Source organism: Phascolarctobacterium sp. ET69 (assembly GCF_023336935.1).
GTDB classification, from domain to species: domain Bacteria; phylum Bacillota; class Negativicutes; order Acidaminococcales; family Acidaminococcaceae; genus Fusicatenibacter_A; species Fusicatenibacter_A intestinipullorum.
In genome coordinates, this window is the sequence record NZ_JAMBLR010000004.1 from 37,954 (window position 1) to 61,702 (window position 23,749).

General features: G+C 48.1%; 20 protein-coding genes. 19 read left to right on the forward strand and 1 reads right to left on the reverse strand.

What is annotated here, in order from left to right; all coding sequences use genetic code 11:
* Window positions 1-141 precede the first annotated feature (141 nt).
* From miaB to alr, 14 genes are all read left to right on the forward strand, one after another.
* On the forward strand, window positions 142-1,494 hold the full coding sequence (gene miaB / locus M3079_RS07135) for a tRNA (N6-isopentenyl adenosine(37)-C2)-methylthiotransferase MiaB (protein ID WP_249078296.1): 1,353 nt from the start codon (window positions 142-144) through the stop codon (window positions 1,492-1,494).
* Window position 1,495: 1 nt separating this feature from the next.
* A complete protein-coding gene (gene mutS, locus M3079_RS07140) occupies window positions 1,496-4,078 on the forward strand; it encodes a DNA mismatch repair protein MutS (RefSeq protein ID WP_249078299.1) in 2,583 nt (860 codons plus the stop codon).
* Window positions 4,075-5,997 (forward strand): DNA mismatch repair endonuclease MutL, encoded by a 1,923-nt coding sequence (gene mutL, locus M3079_RS07145; protein WP_249078300.1) that lies wholly within the window; start codon window positions 4,075-4,077, stop codon window positions 5,995-5,997. The genes mutS and mutL overlap by 4 nt, the downstream gene beginning before the upstream one ends.
* A complete protein-coding gene (locus M3079_RS07150) occupies window positions 5,994-6,773 on the forward strand; it encodes a class I SAM-dependent methyltransferase (RefSeq protein ID WP_249078302.1) in 780 nt (259 codons plus the stop codon). The genes mutL and M3079_RS07150 overlap by 4 nt, the downstream gene beginning before the upstream one ends.
* 2 nt (window positions 6,774-6,775) lie before the next feature.
* The gene (miaA, locus tag M3079_RS07155) at window positions 6,776-7,705 is read left to right on the forward strand and encodes a tRNA (adenosine(37)-N6)-dimethylallyltransferase MiaA (protein ID WP_249078304.1); all 930 of its coding nucleotides are present in this window, start codon (window positions 6,776-6,778) and stop codon (window positions 7,703-7,705) included.
* Between the two features lie 42 nt (window positions 7,706-7,747).
* Window positions 7,748-7,999, forward strand: coding sequence for an RNA chaperone Hfq (gene hfq, locus M3079_RS07160; protein ID WP_044896903.1), 252 nt, complete (start codon window positions 7,748-7,750; stop codon window positions 7,997-7,999).
* A 54-nt stretch (window positions 8,000-8,053) separates the two neighbouring features.
* Window positions 8,054-8,944, forward strand: coding sequence for a site-specific tyrosine recombinase XerD (xerD, locus tag M3079_RS07165; protein ID WP_349293359.1), 891 nt, complete (start codon window positions 8,054-8,056; stop codon window positions 8,942-8,944).
* Window positions 8,945-8,959: 15 nt separating this feature from the next.
* A complete protein-coding gene (locus M3079_RS07170) occupies window positions 8,960-10,198 on the forward strand; it encodes a divergent polysaccharide deacetylase family protein (protein ID WP_249078308.1) in 1,239 nt (412 codons plus the stop codon).
* A 115-nt stretch (window positions 10,199-10,313) separates the two neighbouring features.
* On the forward strand, window positions 10,314-11,171 hold the full coding sequence (gene htpX, locus M3079_RS07175) for a zinc metalloprotease HtpX (RefSeq protein WP_249078310.1): 858 nt from the start codon (window positions 10,314-10,316) through the stop codon (window positions 11,169-11,171).
* A gap of 1 nt (window position 11,172) precedes the next feature.
* On the forward strand, window positions 11,173-12,255 hold the full coding sequence (locus M3079_RS07180; protein WP_249078311.1) for a M42 family metallopeptidase: 1,083 nt from the start codon (window positions 11,173-11,175) through the stop codon (window positions 12,253-12,255).
* Window positions 12,256-12,311: 56 nt separating this feature from the next.
* The gene (gene ndk / locus M3079_RS07185) at window positions 12,312-12,725 is read left to right on the forward strand and encodes a nucleoside-diphosphate kinase (RefSeq protein ID WP_021716298.1); all 414 of its coding nucleotides are present in this window, start codon (window positions 12,312-12,314) and stop codon (window positions 12,723-12,725) included.
* Between the two features lie 38 nt (window positions 12,726-12,763).
* The gene (locus M3079_RS07190; protein WP_021716297.1) at window positions 12,764-13,282 is read left to right on the forward strand and encodes a cob(I)yrinic acid a,c-diamide adenosyltransferase; all 519 of its coding nucleotides are present in this window, start codon (window positions 12,764-12,766) and stop codon (window positions 13,280-13,282) included.
* 117 nt (window positions 13,283-13,399) lie between these two features.
* On the forward strand, window positions 13,400-14,539 hold the full coding sequence (locus M3079_RS07195; protein ID WP_349293361.1) for an MFS transporter: 1,140 nt from the start codon (window positions 13,400-13,402) through the stop codon (window positions 14,537-14,539).
* Window positions 14,540-14,714: 175 nt separating this feature from the next.
* Window positions 14,715-15,851, forward strand: a complete 1,137-nt coding sequence (gene alr, locus M3079_RS07200) for an alanine racemase (RefSeq protein ID WP_249078314.1) — start codon at window positions 14,715-14,717, stop codon at window positions 15,849-15,851.
* Window positions 15,852-15,931: 80 nt separating this feature from the next.
* Here the strand turns inward: alr and M3079_RS07205 are convergent, their stop codons facing one another.
* The gene (locus M3079_RS07205) at window positions 15,932-16,309 is read right to left on the reverse strand and encodes a hypothetical protein (protein ID WP_021716294.1); all 378 of its coding nucleotides are present in this window, start codon (window positions 16,307-16,309) and stop codon (window positions 15,932-15,934) included.
* Window positions 16,310-16,586: 277 nt separating this feature from the next.
* On the opposite strand from M3079_RS07205, the gene M3079_RS07210 reads away from it, so the two are divergent.
* The 5 genes from M3079_RS07210 (at window position 16,587) to M3079_RS07230 (ending at window position 23,639) form a co-directional block, all read left to right on the forward strand.
* Complete coding sequence (locus M3079_RS07210; RefSeq protein WP_249078316.1) at window positions 16,587-17,558, forward strand: TAXI family TRAP transporter solute-binding subunit; 972 nt, start codon at window positions 16,587-16,589, stop codon at window positions 17,556-17,558.
* A 2-nt stretch (window positions 17,559-17,560) separates the two neighbouring features.
* Entirely contained in the window at window positions 17,561-18,091 is a 531-nt protein-coding gene (locus M3079_RS07215) for a DUF1850 domain-containing protein (protein ID WP_249078318.1), read from the forward strand.
* A gap of 39 nt (window positions 18,092-18,130) precedes the next feature.
* A complete protein-coding gene (locus M3079_RS07220; RefSeq protein ID WP_249078320.1) occupies window positions 18,131-20,068 on the forward strand; it encodes a TRAP transporter permease in 1,938 nt (645 codons plus the stop codon).
* Window positions 20,069-20,231: 163 nt separating this feature from the next.
* Entirely contained in the window at window positions 20,232-22,610 is a 2,379-nt protein-coding gene (gene ppsA, locus M3079_RS07225) for a phosphoenolpyruvate synthase (RefSeq protein WP_249078322.1), read from the forward strand.
* A 255-nt stretch (window positions 22,611-22,865) separates the two neighbouring features.
* Window positions 22,866-23,639, forward strand: a complete 774-nt coding sequence (locus M3079_RS07230; protein ID WP_249078324.1) for an ABC transporter substrate-binding protein — start codon at window positions 22,866-22,868, stop codon at window positions 23,637-23,639.
* Window positions 23,640-23,749 lie beyond the last annotated feature (110 nt).

The window sequence follows — 23,749 nt, forward strand, 5'->3', positions numbered from 1 at the left end:
ATATCAAACATAACGCAAAAGTCAAAGTATGCTATAATTAAAATAAAAATCAGCGTAAAATTAGCCGTTGCTTACTGCAAAAATTGCTGAAAAGGTTTAAATTATGGTATAATTTATTATTAGAGATTTTTGGAGGTAAGTATGATTTCAGATAAAAATTTTGTTGATGCCGCTGAGGGAAAAACTTATTTTATCCTCAATTACGGGTGCCAGATGAACGAAAGCGACGCCGAGCACTATGCGGGGCAGCTGGAGGAAATGGGCTATGCCAAAGCGGACGATTTCCATAATGCGGATATTATCGTTGTTAATACCTGCTGCGTGCGCGAAAGCGCGGAAAAACGCATTTTGGGCAAAATCGGGGAACTGAAGCGCGTTAAGGAAAACCATCCGGGGCAGGTTATCTGCGTGGCAGGCTGCATGGCGCAGAAAGACGGCGAAAAGCTTATTAAAAAGCATCCGCAGATTGATTTATTAATAGGCACTGCGCATGTAAACAGCTTTAAGAAAATTCTTACAGATTTTCTGGCGGACAAAGGCGGACGCATTTATGACGATATGATAATTGCTGACAGCGAGTTTGAAGGCAACCGCGTGCGCCAGAGCGGTTTTTCGGCGTGGATACCAATTATGTACGGATGCAACAATTTCTGCACTTACTGCATAGTGCCTTATGTGCGCGGGCGCGAGCGCAGCCGCAGCATTGAAAACATTGTGGAAGAAGTTGAACAGGCAGTGGCTAACGGCTACAAAGAGTTTACCCTGCTTGGGCAGAACGTAAATTCCTACGGCAAGGATTTTGGCGAAAAGGGCATGTTTGCCAAACTTCTGCGCCGTGTAAACGATGTGCCAGGTGTTGAGCGCATCCGCTATATGACAAGCCATCCGCGCGACATGGGTGAGGACGTTATTCAGGCGGTTGCGGAATGTGAACACATCTGCGAAAACTTCCATGTGCCGTTTCAGGCAGGTTCCAGCCGCATTTTAAAAATGATGAACCGCGGCTACACGCGCGAACAGTACCTTGAACTTGTGAAAATGATTCGCCGCTATGTGCCGGACGCCGCTGTTACAACCGATATAATTGTGGGCTTCCCGGGTGAAACGGAAGAAGATTTTGAAGAAACGCTTTCTCTTGTAAAAGAGGTTGGCTTTGACGCTGCCTACACCTTTATTTACAGTAAGCGCAGCGGTACGCCTGCCGCCAAAATGGAAGGTCAGGTGCCGCTGGACGTTAAAAAAGCACGCCTTAACCGTTTAATGGCCGTGCAGAACGAAAACAGCCTGAAGCGCAACGAAGAAATGGTTGGCAAAACCTACGAGGTGCTTGCCGAAGGGCCAAGCGCCAATAACCCCAATGTATGGAGCGGCAGGACGCGCACCAATAAACTCGTGCTGTGGCCCACGGAAGGGCGCACTTTTACAGCAGGGCAGAAGGTTAACGTAAAAATCTGCAATGCGCAGACTTGGCTTGTGAAAGGACAGGCAGAATAAAATGGCTGCAAACTATACGCCTATGGTGCAGCAGTATCTGGAGGTTAAACGCCAGCATCAGGATGAACTGCTGTTTTTCCGTTTGGGCGATTTTTACGAAATGTTTTTTGACGATGCCTTAACGGCGTCGCGCGAACTGAATATTACTTTAACCGGGCGTGCCGCAGGGCTTGAAGAACGCATACCCATGTGCGGCGTGCCTTACCACAGTGTTGACGGCTACATTGCCAAGCTGATAAAAAAAGGCTACCGCATTGCCATTTGCGAGCAGGTGGAAGACCCCAAACTTGCCAAAGGCATTGTAGAACGCAAGGTTATAAAAATTATTACGCCGGGCACGGCTTTAAACGAGCAGCTTTTGGACGACAAGCATAACCGTTTTCTGGTGTTTTTGCAGCAAGACGGCGCGCGTTTGTGCCTTGTAGCGGCAGATATTTCTACCGGCGAGTGCCAGTGGTTTACCGGCGAAGGCAGCGAAATGCTGAGCGCGGTACAGGAGCAGCTGTTCCGCATTCAGCCGGCGGAAGCTGTGGTATACAGCGGCATTGAAGGCTGGGAAAAACTGGAAGCATGGCTGAAGGCAAAGCTGCCGGAATGTGCAATATCCTTTTACCAGGAAGAAAACGAAAATGCCGGTTATTTTGAACAGCATTTTGCTGATAGCGAATACGGTGGCGACGCTCTTGTACACAGTGCGGCGGAGCATATGCTGCGCTATCTGCACAGCACTGTTAAGGCGGATTTAACGCATATAAACCGCTTAACGCGCATTGCAGTGGAAAAATTTATGAACCTTGACGCCACTGCTATACGTAATCTGGAGCTTGTTAAAAACATGCGTGACGGCACTAAGCGCGGCACGCTTCTGGATGTGCTTGATTTTACTGTAACCAGCATGGGCGCGCGCAAGCTCCGCAGCTGGATTGAGTGCCCGCTTTTGGATTTGGCGCAGATAAACGCACGCCAGCAGGCAGTGAAAGAGCTTTTGGAAAATTTGCAGCTGCGTACCGGTCTTGCGGAAGAAATGAAAAAAGTTTTCGATTTGGAACGCATTATTTCCCGCATTGAAGTAGGCAGCGCCAATGCCCGCGATTTGGTAGCCCTGCGAAGCTCGCTTGCCGTGCTGCCGGGCATAAAAGAGATTTTAAACAATGCGTCAAGCCGCCTGCTTGCGCATCTTGCCTCCGGCATCCACTTGCATCAGGAAATTTACGATACTCTGGCAGCGGCGATTGTGGATGAACCGCCGTTTTCCGTCCGTGAAGGCGGCATGATACGCACCGGCTTTGATTTGGAACTGGACGAGCTGCACAGCATTGCCAGCGATAACAAAACATGGATGCAGAATTTTGAGCAGCGCATTAAAGAAGAAACAGGCATTAAAACTTTAAAAGTAGGTTACAACAAGGTTTTCGGCTATTATATCGAAGTCAGCAAGGGTCAGTCGGCTTCCGTGCCGGATTATTTTGTGCGCAAGCAGACCCTTGTTAACGCCGAGCGCTACATTGTGCCGGAACTGAAGGATTTTGAGAACAAAATTTTAAGCGCCAAAGAAAAAATAGAACAGCTTGAATATTATATTTTTAACAATCTGCGCGAGCAGATACGCGCCAAAATACCGGAGATACAGGAAACCGCGCGTGCGCTGGCCAATATCGACGTGCTGGCTTCGCTGGCAGAAGCGGCGTTTAAATACAACTATATTAAGCCGGAACTGAACAACCGCAGTGAAATACGTATCCTTGACGGGCGCCACCCGGTTGTGGAGCGCCTTTTGGAGCGCGATATTTTTGTGCCCAACGATACCAACTTAAACAGTACGGACGAGCGCATGATTATTATTACCGGGCCGAACATGGCAGGCAAATCAACCTATATGCGCCAGGTTGCGCTTTTAACGCTGATGACGCAGATGGGCAGCTTTATTCCTGCGCGGCAAGCCAGCATTTGCCCGGTAGATAAGATTTTTACCCGCGTAGGCGCAAGCGACGACCTTGCCACGGGGCAAAGCACCTTTATGGTGGAAATGAACGAGGTGGCACAGATTTTAAAATACGCTACCAGAAACAGCCTTATTATTCTGGACGAAGTAGGCCGCGGCACCAGTACTTTTGACGGTATGAGCATTGCCCGCGCCGTTATGGAATACATTCACGAAAAAATTAAAGCCAAAACGCTGTTTGCCACGCATTACCATCAGCTTATTGAACTGGAAAACATTATGGAGGGCGTAAAAAATTACAGCGTTGCGGTTAAGGAACGCGGCAACGATATTGTATTTTTGCGCCGCATTGTGCGCGGCGGCAGCGATAAAAGCTACGGCGTACATGTTGCACGCTTGGCGGGGCTGCCAAAGAAGGTTCTTGAACGCGCCAACGAATTTTTAAAGGAATACGACAGCGAAGGGCCGAAACAGGCGCAGCCGGCACAGACGCAGGACAGCGGCATGATGGGCTCGCTGTTTGGCAGCGCTTTGCAACAGCGCCTTGCCAATATGGATGTTATGAGCATGACGCCCATTGAGGCTATGAACACATTATATAAACTGCAGGAGGAGGCTAAGCGCGAAGGAGGTGCTTTATGACCGTAAGCGCAGAAGTAAAACTTTTAGACCAGAACACGGCCAACCAGATTGCGGCCGGTGAAGTTGTTGAAAAACCGGCTTCGGTAGTTAAGGAACTTGTAGAAAACGCCCTTGACGCCGGTGCCGGAAAGATAGATGTTACAATTTTTGAAGGCGGCACGCAGTATATCCGCGTGGCGGACGACGGCAGCGGCATGACGGAAGCCAATGCAAAACTTGCGGTGCTGCGCCACGCAACAAGCAAAATCCGCGCGGCGGAAGATTTAATGAGCCTGCACACACTGGGCTTCCGCGGCGAGGCTTTGCCGAGTATTGCGTCCGTAAGCAATTTTCAGCTTTTGACGCGCCCGGCGGACGAAGAATTTGCAACGAGCATCCGTATTGACGGCGGCGAACAGAGCGAATGCCAGCAGACCGGCGGGCAGGCGGGCACAACGGTTATTGTGGAAAACCTGTTTTTTAACGTGCCGGCACGCCGTAAGTTTTTGCGCACCAACGCAACGGAAGGCCGCTATATTAACGAACTTTTAACTCGGCTTGCGCTTTCGCGCCCGGATGTGCGCTTTAAGCTTGTAAGCAACGATAAAGAGGTGCTAAGCACGCCCGGCAACGGCAGTTTGTTTGACGCCATTACTGCCCTGTACGGCAAAAAAGTTAGTGACGAACTTTTAAAAGTGGATTTTACCGGCACTGATGTAAAAATTACTGGCTATATCGGTAAGCCTACTTTGTTAAAAGGCACGCGCCAGTGGCAGACCTTTATGGTTAACGGCCGCATTATCAACAACCGCATGATAAGCAAGGCGATTGACCACGCTTACCAGTCGCAGGTGCCGAAAAGCGGTTTTCCCTTTGCTGTGCTGATGGTGGAGGTTGATACTCACACCATTGACGTTAACGTGCATCCGCAGAAAAGCGAAATAAAATTCAGCGACGACAGCGTAATTTATAAAGCAATGTATAAGGCGCTGACAGACGCACTTACAAAACCAATGAGCGCCAAGCCTCAGCAGGCGCTTGACCTTTTGCCGGACAGCGAACTTGCCGTGTTTAAGCCGGTGGGGCAGGGCATTATTACGGACGGTATGCCGCTGCCGAAACAGCAGAGCGTGCCGAAACCGGCACCGGTGCAGCAGCCAAAGCCTGCTTACGCAGATATTTTTAAAACAGCTCCGGCACATGAGCCGCAGCCTGAACCCGTGCAGAGCGAAGTATGGAAACAGGTGGAATATACATACACTCCGCCTAAAAAGGAGCCTGTTTATACCATTAACGAAGTGCGCGAGGAGTTTAAAAAGCAGGACGAAGTTAGCGCTAACGTTATAGGTTTTACCGATACTAATAACGAAACGGAAAGCATCTGGCCGATTGGGCAGGTTGACAAAACCTTTATTATTGCCCAAAGCGAAGACACGCTGTATTTAATTGACCAGCATGCTGCGCACGAGCGCATTTTGTACGATAAATTTGTTAACGCGCACAACAACATACCGGCGCAGACCATGCTGATGCCGCTGTACATTGATGTTACCGCGCACGATACGGAAATTATCGAAAAGCACCGTGAAGATTTTTCGCGCCTCGGCGTGGATATAGAACCGGCCGGTGAAGCGCTTTTAAGGGTTTCCAGCCTGCCTGCCGATATAAAGGCGGACGGTGCGGAGGATTTTATCCGCGAGATAACCAAAATGCTGAGCGAGATGAAAAACATCAGCCCGAGCGATTTGCGCCAGAACATGCTGCACATGATGGCATGCAAGGCGGCGATAAAAGCAGGCGAGGTGCTTAATATGCGCCAGATGCGCCAGCTGATTATTGATTTGTGCAATACGGAGCATCCGTTTACCTGCCCGCACGGACGCCCGTGTATGATAGAAATAAGCTCGGCAGAGCTTTATAAAATGTTTAAACGCACATGATGCAGCAGAAATTTGCCGTAACGGCAGGGCGCAACAGCGGGCTCCAGTGGCAGGCGCGCGTCTGGGCACAGGGGTTTGGCGTGCCGTACCTGCGCCGCGGGCGCAGCGGCAGTTTGGAAGAACTGTGCCAAAAACATAACGTAAGCGCGCTTTTGGTGGCAACAAAGCTTGGCCCGCAGGTGTTTACGGAAGAAGGCAGGTTCTTTTTTCACCCCAGCATGGCCGATTTGCGCTTAAAACACGTTGCCGCGGGAGAAAGCGACCACTTAATAGAAGCGTTGGCCTTAAAACCGGGCATGAAGGTGCTGGACTGCACTTTGGGGCTTGCCAGCGATGCCATTGTGGCAAGTTACGCGGTGGGTGCAGCAGGCAAAGTGGTTGGCGTGGAAGCATCGCCGCTGCTTGCTTTTGTTGTTGCGCGCGGGCTTGCCTGCTATGAAACCGGCAGGCAAGACGTTGACGCAGCCATGCGCAGAATAAAAGCTGTACATGCCAGGGCAGATGATTATTTGATGAATGTGTCGCCGGACAGTTTTGACGCGGTTTATTTTGACCCGATGTTCCGCTTCGGCGTAAAAACTTCGGCTAACATGAAGCCGCTGCGGCCGCTGGCTTACGAAAAGGAAGTTAACGCAGAGATAATAGAGCTGGCGCTGAAAGCTGCACCGCGCGTTGTTATTAAAGAGCGCAGCGAAAGTTTTCTGCGCAGCCTGGGCTGCACGGAAATTCAGGGCGGCAGGTACAGCCGCGTAAAATACGGAATTATCAGGAGATAGTTATGAAAAAGCAAATAGCCGTTATTCTCGGCCCTACGGCAACGGGCAAAAGCCACTGCGGCATAGCCCTCGCCCAGGCGCTGGACGGCGAAATTATATCGGGCGACTCAATGCTCGTATACCGCGGCATGGATATCGGCACTGCCAAACCAACGACGGAGGAACTGGCGCTTGTGCCGCACCATATGGTGGATATTCTGCCTCCGGAAGCCTCGTTTAATGTGGTTGATTTTAAAGAACGCGCAGAGCGTTTGATTGATGAAATTACCTCGCGCGGCAAACTGCCCATTATAGTTGGCGGTACGGGGCTTTATATTAAAGCGCTGCTTGAAGATTACAAGTTCAGCTCCAAAGGTGAAGATTCCGCACTGCGCGCGGAGCTTGAAGCGCTTTTGGCTGAGCAGGGCAAAGACGCGCTTTATGCAAGGCTTGAAAAATCTGCACCGGCAGAAGCCGGAAAAATAGATATTAACAACACGCGCCGAGTGATACGCGCCATTGAAGCCGCCGAAAGCGGGGATGACCTTTCGCACAGCAAAAGCGAAGAACTTGTTTATGACGCCGCTGTTTTTGGCCTGCGCATGGAGCGCAGCGTGCTGTATGAGCGCATTAACCGCCGCGTGGATATTATGCTGGAGCAGGGGCTGATAGAAGAAACGCGCCGCCTGCTTGAAGAAGGCGTGCCGGAAACGGCGCAGTCCATGCAGGCTATCGGCTACCGGCAGACGGTGCTGTATTTAAAGGGCGAATGGGATAAGGCTACCGCCGTTGACAAAATTAAGCAGGCAACGCGCAATTTTGCCAAAAGGCAGTTTACCTGGTATAAAAAAATGCCGTATGTAAAATGGTTTAACCTTGACGCAGAACCCAATTACGAAAATGTTACGGCAGAAATGATTAAAACAGTTGTAGAAAAGTTTAAGATAGGTTAAAATTATAACAATAATAAAATTATGGAGGGGCTGTAAATGACCATGAACAATGCAAAACCGGCTATGAATTTGCAGGACAGCTTTTTAAACCATGTCAGAAAGGAAAACCTTGGCGTAATTATTTACCTTGTGAACGGTTTCCAAATCAGGGGGCTGGTACGCGGGTTTGATAATTTTACCGTTATTATAGAAAACGAAGGCAAGCAGCAGCTTGTTTATAAGCATGCCATTTCTACAATTTCCCCGGCGGCAAACATTACAATTATGCAGCCGGAAAGACGTGAGCAACAATAAAAAGCTAAGAAAAACGGCGCTGTGGCGTTGTTTTTCTTTATATAGGGTATTTTTATGACAGGCAGGATGCAGCTTTTTTTGGAATATTTAACAGTGGAGCTTGGCCTTTCGGCAAATACCAGGCAGGCGTACGAGCGTGATTTGCGCCTGTTTTGCAAAACGCTTGGCTTTAAAAACAGCGATGCGCTGGTTAATGTAAGCCGTGAGCAGATAACCGGGTATATGACGCAGCTGAAGGAAAAAGGCCTTGCCGCGGCAACCATTGCACGCAAGCTGGCAGCCATTAAGGCGTTTTACCGCTTTATGACTGCCGAAGGCTATATGGATGCTAACCCGGCAGAAGTTGTTGAAGCAGGCACCAAAGGCATTAAGCTGCCGCGCGTTTTAAGCGAGGACGAGGTTGTGCGCCTATTAAACCAGCCCGATATAACAACAGCGGAGGGTTTTCGTGACCGCACGATGCTTGAAGTGCTGTACGCTACCGGCATGCGCGTTTCCGAACTTATTAACCTTACGCTGGAGCGCGTTGATTTAAACATGAAGTATATCATTGCATTCGGCAAGGGCAGCAAAGAGCGTATTGTGCCGCTTGGTTCTGTTGCGGCGGAATTTTTGCAGCAGTACCTTGAAAAAGTGCGCCCAAAACTTACGCATGAGGACAGAAACACCAACATAGTTTTTCTGGCTTTCGGCGGGCACGAACTTACGCGCCAGCGCTTCTGGCAGATTATCCGCGCCTACGGCAGAAAAGCAAACATCAACAAAGCGCTTACCCCGCATATTCTGCGCCATTCGTTTGCCACGCATCTTTTGGATAACGGTGCCGACCTGCGCAGCGTGCAGGAGCTTTTAGGGCATTCGGATATTTCCACAACGCAGATTTATACGCATTTAACAAATAAACGCTTGCGTGATATTTACGCAAAAGCCCATCCGCGGGCCTGATTAAAGGAGGACATTATGGCTAAAAGAGGCAGGAGCAAAAAATCTTCCAACTGGTTTACCGTTCTTTTGCTGGCAGTGGTTTTGCTCGCTGCCATAGCGGCGGGAATTTATTATGCTTCCTCACGTTCCGAAAAGGATGTTGAAAACACGGGCATTACAGGTCCGTCGCAGATAGAATTGCTGGAGGAATCAAAATCGGCGCAGAAGGCCGTTGACGATATTCTGCTGACCCGTGACAACTGGCAGCTTACCGATAACGGACGCAGCAGCCAGAAGGAAAAACAGCGTTCCGGGGCAGAAGTAATCTGGAACAAGCGTGAACTGGCTATAGGCGTTCCGCGCGATACCCAGCTGCGTGACGCTGCAAACTGGCTTGCTGGCAAGCTGGAAGGCAGCAAATTAAAAACCGTCCGTATGGAAGAAACAACCTATAACGACTGGGATTCCGTAAGGCTTGATATTGCCATCAGCACTAAAGCCGGTGAAGGCACCAAAGAATTTGTTACGGATACGGTTTATTTTTACCATAACCTTAATTTGGATAAACCTGATAAGGATATTAAAAAGGAGCAAACCACAACACGCAGCCACCACGGCAGGCTTGCCGTAATAATTGACGACTGCGGCTATGATGTAGACCTGGTGCAGCGCCTTGTAAATTTGCGCGCGCCGTTCAGTTTTGCCATTATTCCGTACCGCGATTTCAGCAGCGATTCGCTGCATGTAATTAACGGCGGCGGCCAGGTTGCTATGCTGCATCTGCCAATGGAGCCGATGAACGCTTCGGCTATGAGCGAGGGTAAAAGCACGGTGCTTACCAGCATGGATGACAAGCGCATTATGCAGCTTACCGGCGAACTGATTAACAGCCTGCCGGGCATCAGCGGCGTAAATAACCATCAGGGCAGTAAGGCAACGAGCGATGAACGCACCATGCGCGCAGTTTTAAAAGAAATTAAACGCCAGGGGCTGTTCTTTGTAGACAGCAACACCTATGCCAAATCGCTGGGCGATAAACTGGCGGCAGGCATGGGCGTACCGACAGGGCGCAACAATATTTTCCTTGACAACAGCACCAACGAGGACGAAATAATTAAAAAAATCTGGCAGGCTGCGGCCATTGCCGATAAATACGGCAGCGCTATTGCCATTTGCCATGCGCGCCCGCATACCGTTAACGCCTGGGAGCAGGTTATAGACGAGGTTAAGGCTTCGGGGCTGAAACTGGTGCCTGTCACAGAAGTTTTACATTAATGGCTTATATGGTATTTGAAAGTTAATCTTAAAATTGTTATAATATTTAATAGGGCTTTGCCTTAAATGTTTTGCAGTGTTTTGTTTTATGAAATGAAGGAGGACACAAATTATTATGAAAACAGCTTTTTTAATGACAGCACTGACCGTGCTTTTAGTGCTTATCGGCGATTATTTCGGCGGTTTGCAGGGCATGATTGTGATGCTCAGCTTTTCGGTAATCATGAACTTTTATGCTTACTGGAACAGCGACAAAATGGTGCTGAGGCATTACAATGCGCGCGAAGTTGACGCACAGTCTGCGCCGGCATTATATAAAATGGTGCAGGAGCTTGCCCGCCGCGGCAACCTGCCGATGCCGAAGGTTTATATTATCGACAGCCCGGTGCCTAACGCTTTTGCTACCGGCCGCAACCCGGAACACGCTGCGGTTGCAGTAACAACAGCGCTGTATGACGTGCTTGACAAACGCGAAATTGCCGGTGTGCTCGGCCACGAACTGAGCCACGTTAAGCACAACGATATTTTAATAAGCACCATTGCGGCTACCATGGCCGGTATTATTACAACCATTGCCCAGTGGGGCATGTTCCTTGGCGGCGGCCACAGCGACGACGAGGGCAACAACGGCGGCAACTTTATCGTTACTCTGCTGATTATGATTCTGGCGCCTATTGCTGCGGCCTTAATTCAAATGGCTGTATCCCGCTCCCGTGAATACATGGCTGACGAAGGCGGCGGCGAACTCAGCGGCGACCCGGACGCACTGGCTGACGCGCTTTTAAAAATTGACGCTTATGCACAGCGCCGCACCATGCCGGGCGCAACCGAAGTTACGGCGCATATGTTTATAGTTTGCCCGTTCAGCAGAAAAACCATGCAGCAAATGTTCAGCACTCACCCCAGCACTGAAGAACGTGTAGCGCGTCTGCGCGAACAGGCTGCCGAAATGAGAAAACACGGAGGCCGTTAAAATGGATAAAAAAACCAAACTGGCGTGGCTTAAAAGATATTCGGAAACAAACGCCGTTTCCGGCTTTGAAGCGCCAATGAAAGAACTTTTGCAGGAACGCCTTGCAGGCAAAGCGGAAGTAAGTTATGATAAACTTGGAAGCGTAGTATTTACCAATGCTTCGGCAGATGAAAACGCGCCGAAAATTATGCTGGCAAGCCATATGGATGAAATTGGTTTTATGGTTAAGCATATTACCAAAGAAGGCTTTTTAAAATTCGTCTGCCTCGGCGGCTGGTGGGAGCAGGTTATGCTTGGCCAGCGTGTTACCGTACACGGCAGCAAAGGCGATTTGGTGGGTGTTATCGGCAGCAAGCCGCCCCACATTTTAACGCCGGAGGAACGCACCAAAGTAGTGCAGAAACGCGATATGTATATTGATATCGGCGTTAAGGATGAAAAAGAAGCACGCAAATTTGGCGTTTTTGAAGGCTGCCCGGTTACGCCGTATGCCGAAATGGCAGTTATGGCCGACGGTAAAACACTGCTTGGCAAAGCCTGGGATAACCGTATCGGCTGCGCTGTAATGGCTGACGTTATGGATAAACTGGCCGGCAAAAAACACGGCAACACTGTTTACGGCGTGGCAACCGTGCAGGAAGAAGTTGGCCTGCGCGGCGCGCAGACCAGCGTTAACCTTTTAAAACCGGACGTTGCCTTTGTTATTGATACCTGCGTTGCAGGCGGCACGCCGGGCGTTGCAGATGATGTTGCGCCTGCCAAAATAGGCGAAGGCATTGCCATTACGATTTTTGATGCAGGTATGATTCCGAACACTGCCCTGCGTGATTTTGCGGCAAAGGTTGCCAAAGATTTAAAAATACCAACGCAAATCAGTATTTCCGAAGGCGGCGCTACCGACGGCGGACGTATTCATCTGCACGGGGACGGTGTTTTAACCTTAACCTTCAGCATACCGACGCGCTATATTCACAGCCATCAGTCCATTATTCATCTGGACGATTATGAAGGTGCAGTGGAACTTATTACCGCAATGATTGAAAAACTGGACAGTAAAAAATACCAGGAACTTTTAAAAGGCTAAAATCGTTTAACGATTTAGTATAAAATTATAATTAAGAAGAATAGGAGCGATTTTTAATGCAGCAAACTCTCGTACTTGTAAAACCTGATGGAGTAAGAAAAAATCTTATCGGTGAAATCATTTCCCGTTTTGAACGCCGCGGCCTCAAAGTTTCCGCTTTGAAACTTGTTAAAATGACCGAAGCTCAGGCTAAATTCCATTATGCTGAACATGAAGGCAAACCCTTCTTCGGCGAACTGGTTGACTTCATCACCTCCGGCCCGGTTGCCGCTATGGTAATTTCCGGCGAAAACGCTATTAAAGCAGTACGCGGCCTGATGGGCGCTACCAACCCGCTGGAATCCGTACCCGGTTCCATCCGCGGCGATTTCGCACTGTCTATCGGTGAAAACATTGTTCATGGCAGCGACAGCGAAGAATCCGCAGCACGCGAAATTAACAACTTCTTCAAACCCGAAGAAATTTACTAAGATTAAAAGAGAGATTGTTCCGGAAGGATGGTGGCAGCATGACTAAAGCAGCGGTTTATACAAGAACTGGCGATAAAGGCACTACCGGCCTTTATACCGGTGAACGTGTTTCCAAGCACAGCTTGCGCGTGGAAGCATACGGTACGGTAGATGAAATTACTTCGGCACTGGGCCTGGCCCGTGCTACGGTAACAAGGCAGGATGTAAAAGGCACTATATTAAAAGTTCAGCAGCTTTTAATGTCGCTGATGGCCGATATTGCAAGCATGAATCTGCCGGAGCCCTATATTAAAGAGGAACACGTAAAAATGCTGGAAAGCACCATTGATAAATACGATGCAATGCTTGAGCCGCTGGGGCATTTTATAATTCCCGGCGATACTTTGGGAGCGGCTGCGCTTGATATAGCACGTACTACTACCCGTCGTGCAGAACGCTGCGCACTGCGCCTTGCTGAGGAAGAACCGGTTAACCAGCAGGCTTTGATTGCACTGAACCGTTTATCCGATTTGTGCTTCATTCTGGCAAGGGTAGAGGCCGAAGTAGGCAATAAATAATAATAAGTTTGGCAGGCCGCCGCTTGTATTTAACGGCGGCTTTTTCTTTTTGCAGGGGGTTATATATTGAAAAACTGGAAAATTATATTGGCAATTTTAACTGCCAATGTTGTTTTTATGTCGGCAAGTTATACAATGCTGATACCGTTTTTACCGATGTATCTGGTGCGCGAGCTTGGCGTAAGCCAGAGCGAGGTTACCATGTGGTCGGGCGTGGTATTTTCGGTTACCTTTTTAATCGGCGGCATTATGGCGCCGGTATGGGGTAAAATGGCCGATACTCACGGCAAAAAGCCCATGGCGATACGCAGCGGCCTGGGGCTCGCGTTATCATACTTGTTGGGTGGTATGGTTACAAGCCCGGAACAAATGGTTGGCGTGCGCGTTTTGCAGGGCTTTGCTGCCGGGCTGTGGTCGGTGTGCCTTGCCATTGCCACTTCTTCGGTACCTGTCGGTAAATTAGGTATGAGCCTTGGCATACTGCAGTCCGGCTTAACGGCAGGCAATGTAATCGGCCCGTTGATAGGCGGCGTGCTGGCTTCCATGTTCGGCATGCGCACTTCGTTTTATCTGGGCGGTGCGGTGCTGTTTATGATAACGCTGGTGTTCTGGTTCTATATTCCCGAACCGCCGGGAAGCAAGGCTTCCAAAGAGGAAGCTGCCAACGAACCTGCAACGGCGCTGTTAAAAAATGCGCCTATCCGCGAAGCGCTTATCTGCTCCGGCATTGTGCAGATGGTAATACTTTTAATTCAGCCGATTATCAGCCTGTATGTGGAAAAACTTTACCACGGCACGGATAATATTATTTTTGTTGCCGGGCTGGTATTTTCTCTGGTGGGCATTGCCAGTGCCATGACGGCGCCGTTTTGGGGACGCTTCGGGCAGAACAGGGGCTTTTACCTGTCGCTGGCACTTTCTTCCGTTTGTGCGGGCGTGGTAATGATTATGCAGTCGGTGCCTTCTTCCTTACTTTTGTTTGCGGCGCTTAATTTTACGGTGGGGCTGTTTTTTGCCGGTATTCAGCCATCCATAAGTGCAATTCTGGCAAACAAAACGGAACGCACGCAGCGCGGGCGCGTATTTGGCATGCTGTTTTCAGCTCAGCAGTTCGGCTCTATGGTTGGCCCCTTAATCGGCGGGCTGATTGCGTCTTTTTTGCCGATGAACAGCTTGTTTGTTATCGGCGGCTGTATTTTGATACTTATTGCGGCATTTATTTATAACAGGCACCGCGGCGAAGCGTTAAATATTTAATTTTTGTTTTTAAACTGTTCCTGCAATTTTTGCAGGGCAGTTTTTATTTTGTGTAAAACCTTAAAATTTTTTTATTTGTATACAGCAATTTTGTTAAAAATGTATTATAATATTATAAGTTTAGTAAAAAAACGGCCTTTTTGCAGGCTGAAAAGTCAGGAAGGTTTTACTGCTGATGAGAACAACGTATTTAAAAATATATTTGGATGCTTTGCGCCATAACCTGCGTGCCATACGCGCTTTGGTGCCTAAACATACCGAAACCGTCGCTGTTGTTAAGGCAAATTCGTACGGCTACGGTGCTGTGCAGGTGGCAGCAATGGCCATGGAAGAAGGTTACGAGGCGCTTGCCGTTGCCGTAACAAGCGAAGCAAAACAGCTGCGTGAGGCAGGCTTTAAGTGCCCGATTTACCTTTTGGGGCTTTTAATGCCTGAAGAATACGAAGATGCCTTTAATACGGATTCCATCATTCCGGTGTGCGAATCGACAGATTTGCAGCAGCTTGACGAAACGGCGGTACGTTTTGGCAAAAACGCCAGCGTAATGGTAGCGGTAGACAGCGGCATGAACCGTATCGGCGTGCAGGCGGAAGAAGTGCCCGAATTTTTAGAGGGCATAAAAAAATACGCCAACATTACCGTGCACGGCTTTTTTACACATTATGCCTGCGCTGACGGCGAGAGCCACGAGCACGTAAAACGCCAGATGCAGCGCTTTGAAAGCATGGTAAGGCGCATACCGCAGCCTGAAAAATATGTTTTTACCGCCGCCAACAGCTCAACGACGCTGTATTTTCCGGAATCTTATTACGACGCTGTGCGCCCGGGGCAGATTATTTACGGCTATATGCCGGAAGGGCACGCCGAAACGCAGGAACGTGCGGCAAAGCTGCCCAGGTTTGAAAGCGCGCTGGGGCTGTTCAGCCGCGTAGTGCATATTCACAAGATTAAGGCCGGCGATACCGTTGGCTACGGCGCAACTTATAAATGCAATGAAGATACCTGGATTGGCACTGTTCCCATTGGCTATGCGGACGGTTATCCGCGCTGCCTTTCCAATACCGGCGAAGTTTTAATCGGCGGCAGGCGTTATAAAGTGGCAGGGCGCGTGTGCATGGACCAGCTGATGATTGACCTTGGCAGCGAAACCGATGTTAAGGTTGGCGACGAGGTGGTGCTTATCGGCAGGCAGGGCAACGATGAAATTACAGTAATTGACATTGCAAAACTTGCCAATACACATCCTGATGAAATTTCCTGCCAGTTAAGCCCGCGCATACCGCGTGTGTACTGCAATAAATACGAAAATTAAAACATGTAAAATAAAAAGCATCTGTTTTGGAAGAAAAACTCCAAAGCAGATGCTTAATTTTTTGTTTGTTAAGTTTGTGTTTACATTACAGGGGTCGGCGGCAGCGGAGTGTCGGTTGCACCGGGCTGTTCAAAAATAAAGGCCGGGGAAGGATAGTAGAACTGGCAGTGCTGGAAAGCAACGGTTTCGGTGGAGAAGCGTTTTAAAAGTGCCAGTGATACACGTTCTTCAAAGTCGATAAGGTTGTCTTTGTTGATATCGGCGTCGTCTACAATAACCAGAAGAAAAGGGCTTACCTGCGGTGCGTCGGCAGGAAGCAGGCTTCTGTCAAGCGGCAGGCAGGGCACAATACGCAGCTTGCCGATAACGTCTTTGTTGTCGTTTAATACTCTTGCCGCATAAGTGTTTTCAAAAAGGGTTTTGGCAAGCTGAAGATTATAAGCATTGTTGTTTTGCATTTATAACACATCCTTTTATTATAAGTTTGTAATGCTTACATATTTTTACTTATTAATGATAACATAGTTACAGTTTTTTTGCAAAAGTTTACATAAAACAGGCAATTTTAAAATGTATTTAAAAAGAATATTGTATACAAACAATAAAATGCCAAAAATAAAAACAGCTTTGCAGGAATTTGTGAAAAAAAAGCGAATTTAACAGCATAATAATGTGGCGTAATACCTGTTTACATTCAAGAAGGATATTCGTTCACTATTTACAGGGGGGAAAACTATGAAAAAACTATTGGCTTTTTTAATGTCCATGATGCTCTTTGCTGTACTTGCCGCAGGCTGCGGCGGCGGTGAAGACCAGGCAGGCGGTAAAGCCGCAACGCAGAAATTCATTAATATCGCAACAGGCGGCACTGCCGGTACTTATTATCCGCTCGGCGGCGCAATTGCGGATATCCTTAACAAGAATATTCCGGGCTGCAACGCTTCTGCACAGGCAACCGGCGCATCCATTGCCAACATTAACATGCTGCAGCAGGGGCAGGTTGATATCGCCTTCATTCAGAACGATAACGCTTATTATGCCGTAAACGGCACTGAAATGTTTAAAGACAAAAAAGTTACCAACCTTTATGGCCTGGCAACTCTGTATCCGGAAACCATTCAGATTGTAACCCTTGCCGAAACCGGCATTACAGACCTTTCCCAGGTTAAGGGCAAACGCGTAGCAGTAGGCGCACCGGGTTCCGGCACCGAAGCAAACGCACGCCAGATTCTTGCAGCATATGGTGTTACTTACGATGATATTAACGTTCAGTACCTTTCCTTTGCTGAAGCTTCCAGCGCACTGAAAGACGGCAATGTTGATGTTGCTTTCGTAACCGCAGGCCATCCGACCGCAGCAATTCAGGATATCGCTACCCAGAACAATGTAGTTCTGCTTCCGGTTGCAACTGATAAAGCTGACGCTTTGATTAAAGAATATCCGTTCTACACCAAAGTTAACATTCCGGCTAACACCTATAATAAACAGGCTGCCGACTGCTCCGCAGTAGCAGTACGCTGCATGCTTGCTGTAACCGATAAGATGGATGCTGATACCGGTTATGCTGTAACCAAGGCTATCTACACCAACCTCGACCGTCTTAAAGCAGCTCATTCCGCAGCAAATGTAATCACTAAAGAAAGCGCTATGGATGGTATGTCCATTCCTGTAAATGCAGGCGCTGAAAAATTCTTTAAAGAAAAATAACAATGTGGTTTAAAGAGACGCCCCGGTCACCGTTTGTGCTCGGTAACCGGGGTGTATCTAAATTATATACGGTTTTTATATGCAGCGTTATTGCCGCCGCAGGTTTGTTTTACTGGTATGCTTCGCAGCTTGTAGTTGCCATGCTGCCGGAGCGCGGTGCAAAAGCATGTTTTGCGGTTGAACCGGGAGAAACCTGGCAGATGGAATTCAAGCATTCTTATGAGCTTACGCTGTGGCGCGATAATTTTACCGTTAACGGCGCGGATGATATGGTTTTAACGCATACCATTTACCAGTCGCAGGGGTGCGGCTTTCCGTTTTCGGCCTCTGAAGGGAAATTTGAAGCGCTGCCTGACGGGCATTTTAAACTTACATTAAACCGGCCTTATAAAATTATAAAAATGCGGCCCGCAGTGCAGGCGAGCCCCAAAATACTGCATAATGAAACTGTATATGATTTATGTAAGATGTTCGGGCACGGCACGCTGCTTACCATAAAAGCAGAACCGCGTTACCGTTACTGGCTGGAATGAGTTTGTTTTTATAAAATTTGTTTGTGAGAGGTGGATGTAATGGATTTAAAGAAAGAAATTATGGACGATATTGAAAAGGCCCAGCTTTCCGCAGAAGAAATTTTAAGAAAATATGATAAAGAATCGGATAAGAGGGAACTTACGGGCGTTTGGAATACGATTATTAATGCAATCTGCATTATTTTCTGTATTTTTCAGGTTTATACTGCGGCGTTTGGTATTTTAGACGCGCAGCTGCAAAGAGCCATTCATCTGGCCTTTGGTTTTGCACTGGTATTTTTGCTTTACCCGATGCGCCAGTCCTGGTCGCGCAAGGAAATGAACTGGATTGACGTTGGCTTTGCCGTTGTTGGCGTTGCTGTTTCGATGTACATAGTTGTGTTTTACCACGATCTGGTACTGCGTGCAGGTATGAACAACGAAACGGACTATATTATAGCGCTGATTGGCACGCTGCTTGTAATTGAAGGCGCACGCCGCGTAGTTGGCTGGCCGATGATTACCATTGCCATTTTGTTTGTGCTGTACGGTTTGTTCGGGCGCATGCTGCCGGGCATTATTGCTCACCGCGGCCTTGGCCTGCATGAACTTGTAAACTACCTGTATTACACAACAGAAGGTATTTTCGGTACCCCGATGGGCGTATCTTCAACCTTTATTTATCTGTTTATTTTGTTCGGCGCTTATCTGGAAGCTACCGGTCTTGGCAAATTCTTTATTGATATTTCCAATGCCATTGCAGGTTGGGCATCCGGCGGCCCGGCAAAAGTAGCGGTTATCTCCAGTGCTTTGGAAGGAACCGTATCCGGCAGCTCTGTTGCTAACGTAGTAGGCAGCGGCTCGTTCACCATTCCGATGATGAAAAAATTAGGCTACGGCAAAGACTTTGCCGGTGCCGTTGAAGCTGCGGCTTCTACCGGCGGCCAGTTAATGCCTCCTGTAATGGGCGCGGCAGCCTTTTTAATGGCTGAATTCGTAGGCGTTCCTTACATGGAAGTTGTAAAAGCAGGCGTTATTCCGGCTATTTTGTACTTTACCGGCATTTGGCTTGGCGTACATTTTGAAGCCAAAAAGCTCGGCCTTAAAGGCATGAGCCGCGATGAAATGCCGAGCTACAAATCTATTTTCATCGAAAGAGGCCATCTGGTAATTCCTCTTATCGCTATCATTTACTTCCTTACCAACGGTTATACTCCGATGCGTGCGGCTCTGGTAGGCATTGTGCTTGCAATTGTAAGCTCCTGCCTGCGCAAATCAACCCGCATTACCTTTAAAGATTTTGTAAACGGCATGATTAACGGTTCCAAAGGCATTTTGGGCGTACTTATTGCCTGCGCAACCGCCGGTATTATTATCGGCGTTGTAACCAAAACCGGCGTTGGCCTTAAAATGGCAACCGCACTGCTCGACCTTGCAGGCGGCCACCTTATGCCGGCAATGGTATTTACCATGCTTACTTCCCTTATCCTCGGCATGGGCGTGCCTACAACCGCTAACTACGTAATTACTTCCACCATTGCTGCACCGGCTCTTATCCAGATGGATGTGCCTGTACTGGCAGCGCATATGTTCGTATTCTACTTCGGCATTGTTGCCGATATTACACCGCCGGTTGCTCTGGCAGCTTACGCCGGTTCCGGTATTTCCGGCGGCGACCCGCTGCGTACCGGCATCAACGCTTCCAAACTGGCTATTGCGGCATTCATCATTCCGTACATCTTTGTACTGTCGCCTGAAATTCTGATGATTAACGCTACTCCGTTCGGCGTTGTATTCTCTTGCTGCACGGCTATTTTGGGCATGGTTGGCGTTGCTGCGGCAATGGGCGCGTACTTTACCCGCCATCTTAGCTTCCTGCAGCGCTGCCTGTTCTTCTTCGGCGGCCTCGGCCTTATCGACCCGGGTCTGTATACCGACGTTGCCGGTGTTGTTTTAATGGCAATCGGCTATCTGTGGAGCCGTAAAAACCCTAAATAATTTAAAATAGTTTAATTTAAAGCCCGTCATAATAAAATGGCGGGCTTTTGTAAAATGTTTGGAGAAATTTTTAAAACAGCTTGAATATAATACACAAGTGTGATATAGTATACACTATATTAAGGGTGCAACCCTAAAAGTATATTACAAAGGAGTAACGGACATGAATAAGGAAAAAGAATTTCTTCTCTGGTTCGAGCAAATGGAAAGAGGCGACGTTGCCATTGTAGGCGGCAAATCTTCCTCTCTTGGTGAAATGACATCTAAAACTGATGTACCTGTACCGTATGGTTTTGCAACTACTGCATATGCTTATAGATATTTTATTGAAAAGAGCGGTCTGAAAGAAAAAATGCAGGCTATCCTGGCTGAACTTACCGACGTTGAAAACAGCGCCCTGCTGCGCGACGTAAGCGCACGCCTGCGCGAAGCCATTATGGCAGAAGAAATGCCGGAAGATTTAAAAGCAGCCATTGCCGCAGCTTATGAAGAACTGGGCAAAAAAGTTGGCGAAGCTGAACCTTATGTTGCAGTACGCAGCAGCGCAACCGCAGAAGACCTGCCGGATGCCAGCTTTGCAGGCCAGCAGGATACTTACCTTAACGTAAAAGGCGCAGAAAACATCATTGCGAAAGTTAAGGAATGCTATGCTTCCTGCTTTACCGACCGCGCCGTATACTACCGTGAAAAACAGGGCTTCGACCATATCGAAGTAGCTCTCAGCGCAGTTATTCAAATGATGGTATTCAGCAAAGCCGCCGGCGTTATGTTTACCGTTAACGTTGCTACCGGCGACGACAGCAACATCCTTATTGAAGCTGCATTCGGCCTTGGCGAATATGTTGTACAGGGTACCGTTACCCCGGATAACTACACCGTTTCCAAAGCAGAAAATAAAATTGTTGACCGCTGCGTAAACGAGCAGGATGTTATGCTTGTGCGCAAAGAAGGCGGCGACTGCGAAGAACTGCCCGTACCGGAAGCAGAACGCAATGTTCAGACCCTTACCGACGAACAGATTCTTGAACTTGCAGGCTATGCTAAAAAAATTGAAGCACATTATGGCTGCTATATGGATATGGAATGGGGCATTGATTCCCGCAATGGCAAAATCTGGATTCTCCAGGCACGCCCTGAAACCGTATGGAGCCGCCGCAATAAAGAAAACAAACCTAAAGTTGAAGCAAAAGCAGCAGCTACCGACCGCAAGGTTATCGTTAAAGGCCTGCCCGCAAGCCCGGGTCTTGTATCCGGCCGCACTCACGTTATCCTCGACCCGTCCCATATCGACGAGTTCAAGGAAGGCGAAATCCTCGTAACCGAAATGACCGCTCCTGACTGGGTACCGGCTATGAAGAAAGCCAAAGCCATTGTAACCGACAGCGGCGGAATGACCTGCCACGCTTCCATTGTAAGCCGTGAACTTGGCATTCCGTGTATCGTAGGCACCAAGAGCCGCGGTGAAGCTGCAACCACTACCGTTCCCGACGGCATTGATGTAACCGTTGACGCAACCCATGGCGTTGTATATGAAGGCATTCTGGAAGAAAAGAAACCGGAAGCACAGGCTCAGGCTGCTGCTCCCGTTGCCGAATACTTCCCGCCGACCGGCACCAAAATTTACATGAACCTCGGTGACCCGGACCTTGCAGAAAAATATTCCGCACTGCCCTGCGACGGCATTGGCCTGATGCGCGAAGAATTTATCTGGACCACTTACATTCATGAACATCCGCTGTATCTTATTAAAACCGGCCATCCGGAAAAAGTTGTTGACCAGCTTGCCGAAGGCATCCGCCAGGTATGCCAGGCAATGGCTCCGCGTCCGGTAACTCTGCGCTTCAGCGATTTCAAATCCAGCGAATACCGCGATTTGAAGGGCGGCGACGAATTTGAGCCGTATGAACCTTCCGCACTTCTTGGCTGGCGCGGCGCTTCCCGTTACTATGACCCGAAATATGTAGAAGCATTCAAACTGGAATGCCAGGCAGTACGCAAAGTACGCGAAGAATTCGGCCTGAAAAACCTTAACGTAATGATTCCGTTCTGCCGCAACGTGGAAGAATGTGAAAAAGTTACCGCCATTATGGCAGGCGAAGGCCTTGTACGCGGCAAAGACTTTAAAGTATGGCTGATGGCAGAAATTCCTTCCAATATTATTCTTGCCGACCAGTTCAACAAATATGTTGACGGTTACTCCATCGGCTCTAACGACCTTACCATGCTGATTCTGGGCTGCGACCGTGACAATGACACCGTATCCCATATTTATGACGAACGCAATCTGGCAGTACGCCGTGCAATCCGCCACCTTATCGAAGTTGCACATAAAGACGGCAAAACCGTTTCCATCTGTGGCCAGGCACCGAGCGTATATCCTGAATTCTGCGAATTCCTCATTAAGAGCGGTATCGACAGCATGTCCGTAAACCCGGATACCGTTAAATTTACCAAAAAACTTGCCGCACAGCTTGAACAGCGCATTATGCTGGATGCCCTTACCGGCAGAGGCCGCGTTGAAACCGAAAACCTTGACTGGTAATTTTATCAATAAAGCGGTGTAATACCTGTAAACCCCGGAATTTAAAAGTTCCGGGGTTTATTTTTATACCCATACGGGAATGTAATATGTAATTCTAAAAGATAGAAAAAATAAAACGCATTAAAGTATTTATAAATATAAAAAACTTAATTAAATACAGTTGATTTTAGTATTTAACAGGTTTATAATAAAAGCATAACCGGATGCAAGGTTTACACTCTCACAATTCTTACAGGTTGGGGGAGTGTTTTTTTTATGAAAAAATTACTGCTTGTTGTTATGAGCCTTGTGTGCATGCTTTTGATAGCAGCGTGCGCAGGGCAGAAAGAAGCTGGGGAGGAAGGTTCCCGGGTACTTAAAGTGGGGCTTGACGCCAACTTTCCGCCTTTTGAGTATTACCAGAAGGGCACGGATAATTTTACCGGGTTTGATGTTGAACTTATGCGCGGCGTGGCTGCCAACATGGGTTACAGCGGGGTTGAATTTGTAAATACCGGCTTAAATGATTTAATAAACGGGCTTAACGGCAAGCGTTATGATGTAATTGCCTCCGGTTTCAGCGTTACACCGGAAAGGCAGCAGGCGGTTGATTTTTCGGAAAGTTATTTGAATGACGGGTTCAGGATTGCTGTTGCTGCCGGAAACGATTTTACGGCAGATAATATAAGCGCTTTAAAAGACAAGGTTGTAGCCGTAAAACATAACAGCTTTGCACTGGCAATGGTTAATGATTTTGGCGGCGCTGCCAAAGTTATTGAAACACCGAGCATAGAAGAAGCAATGGCCAAAGTAATTGGCGGCGAAGCCGATTGTGCCGTAATTTCCAAATCGGCCGGCAGCTTTTTTATAGCAAACGGTTATGCGGATAAAATTAAATTTGCCTCCGGCGATTTAAAAACAGATAATGTTGCTCTTGCCGTAAGAAAAGGTGACAAAGAATTTTTAAGCAAATTAAACGAAGGTTTGAGAAACTTTAGAAAATCACAGGAATTTGACCGTTTAAAGAAAACCTACTTTGGTGAATTTTAATGACTGCTGGTGTATTAAATAAAAGGATAATGTTTTATACCCATACGGGTATACGATATATAAAATTAAATAGTAAAATTTACTGATAGCGTATTTACATTACTGAGAAG

Coding starts and splice junctions, on each gene's coding strand:
- miaB (WP_249078296.1), top strand. CDS start 142: ATGATTTCAGATAAAAATTTTGTTGATGCCGCTGAGGGAAAAACTTAT.
- mutS (WP_249078299.1), top strand. CDS start 1,496: ATGGCTGCAAACTATACGCCTATGGTGCAGCAGTATCTGGAGGTTAAA.
- mutL (WP_249078300.1), top strand. CDS start 4,075: ATGACCGTAAGCGCAGAAGTAAAACTTTTAGACCAGAACACGGCCAAC.
- M3079_RS07150 (WP_249078302.1), top strand. CDS start 5,994: ATGATGCAGCAGAAATTTGCCGTAACGGCAGGGCGCAACAGCGGGCTC.
- miaA (WP_249078304.1), top strand. CDS start 6,776: ATGAAAAAGCAAATAGCCGTTATTCTCGGCCCTACGGCAACGGGCAAA.
- hfq (WP_044896903.1), top strand. CDS start 7,748: ATGAACAATGCAAAACCGGCTATGAATTTGCAGGACAGCTTTTTAAAC.
- xerD (WP_349293359.1), top strand. CDS start 8,054: ATGACAGGCAGGATGCAGCTTTTTTTGGAATATTTAACAGTGGAGCTT.
- M3079_RS07170 (WP_249078308.1), top strand. CDS start 8,960: ATGGCTAAAAGAGGCAGGAGCAAAAAATCTTCCAACTGGTTTACCGTT.
- htpX (WP_249078310.1), top strand. CDS start 10,314: ATGAAAACAGCTTTTTTAATGACAGCACTGACCGTGCTTTTAGTGCTT.
- M3079_RS07180 (WP_249078311.1), top strand. CDS start 11,173: ATGGATAAAAAAACCAAACTGGCGTGGCTTAAAAGATATTCGGAAACA.
- ndk (WP_021716298.1), top strand. CDS start 12,312: ATGCAGCAAACTCTCGTACTTGTAAAACCTGATGGAGTAAGAAAAAAT.
- M3079_RS07190 (WP_021716297.1), top strand. CDS start 12,764: ATGACTAAAGCAGCGGTTTATACAAGAACTGGCGATAAAGGCACTACC.
- M3079_RS07195 (WP_349293361.1), top strand. CDS start 13,400: ATGTCGGCAAGTTATACAATGCTGATACCGTTTTTACCGATGTATCTG.
- alr (WP_249078314.1), top strand. CDS start 14,715: ATGAGAACAACGTATTTAAAAATATATTTGGATGCTTTGCGCCATAAC.
- M3079_RS07205 (WP_021716294.1), bottom strand. CDS start 16,309: ATGCAAAACAACAATGCTTATAATCTTCAGCTTGCCAAAACCCTTTTT.
- M3079_RS07210 (WP_249078316.1), top strand. CDS start 16,587: ATGAAAAAACTATTGGCTTTTTTAATGTCCATGATGCTCTTTGCTGTA.
- M3079_RS07215 (WP_249078318.1), top strand. CDS start 17,561: ATGTGGTTTAAAGAGACGCCCCGGTCACCGTTTGTGCTCGGTAACCGG.
- M3079_RS07220 (WP_249078320.1), top strand. CDS start 18,131: ATGGATTTAAAGAAAGAAATTATGGACGATATTGAAAAGGCCCAGCTT.
- ppsA (WP_249078322.1), top strand. CDS start 20,232: ATGAATAAGGAAAAAGAATTTCTTCTCTGGTTCGAGCAAATGGAAAGA.
- M3079_RS07230 (WP_249078324.1), top strand. CDS start 22,866: ATGAAAAAATTACTGCTTGTTGTTATGAGCCTTGTGTGCATGCTTTTG.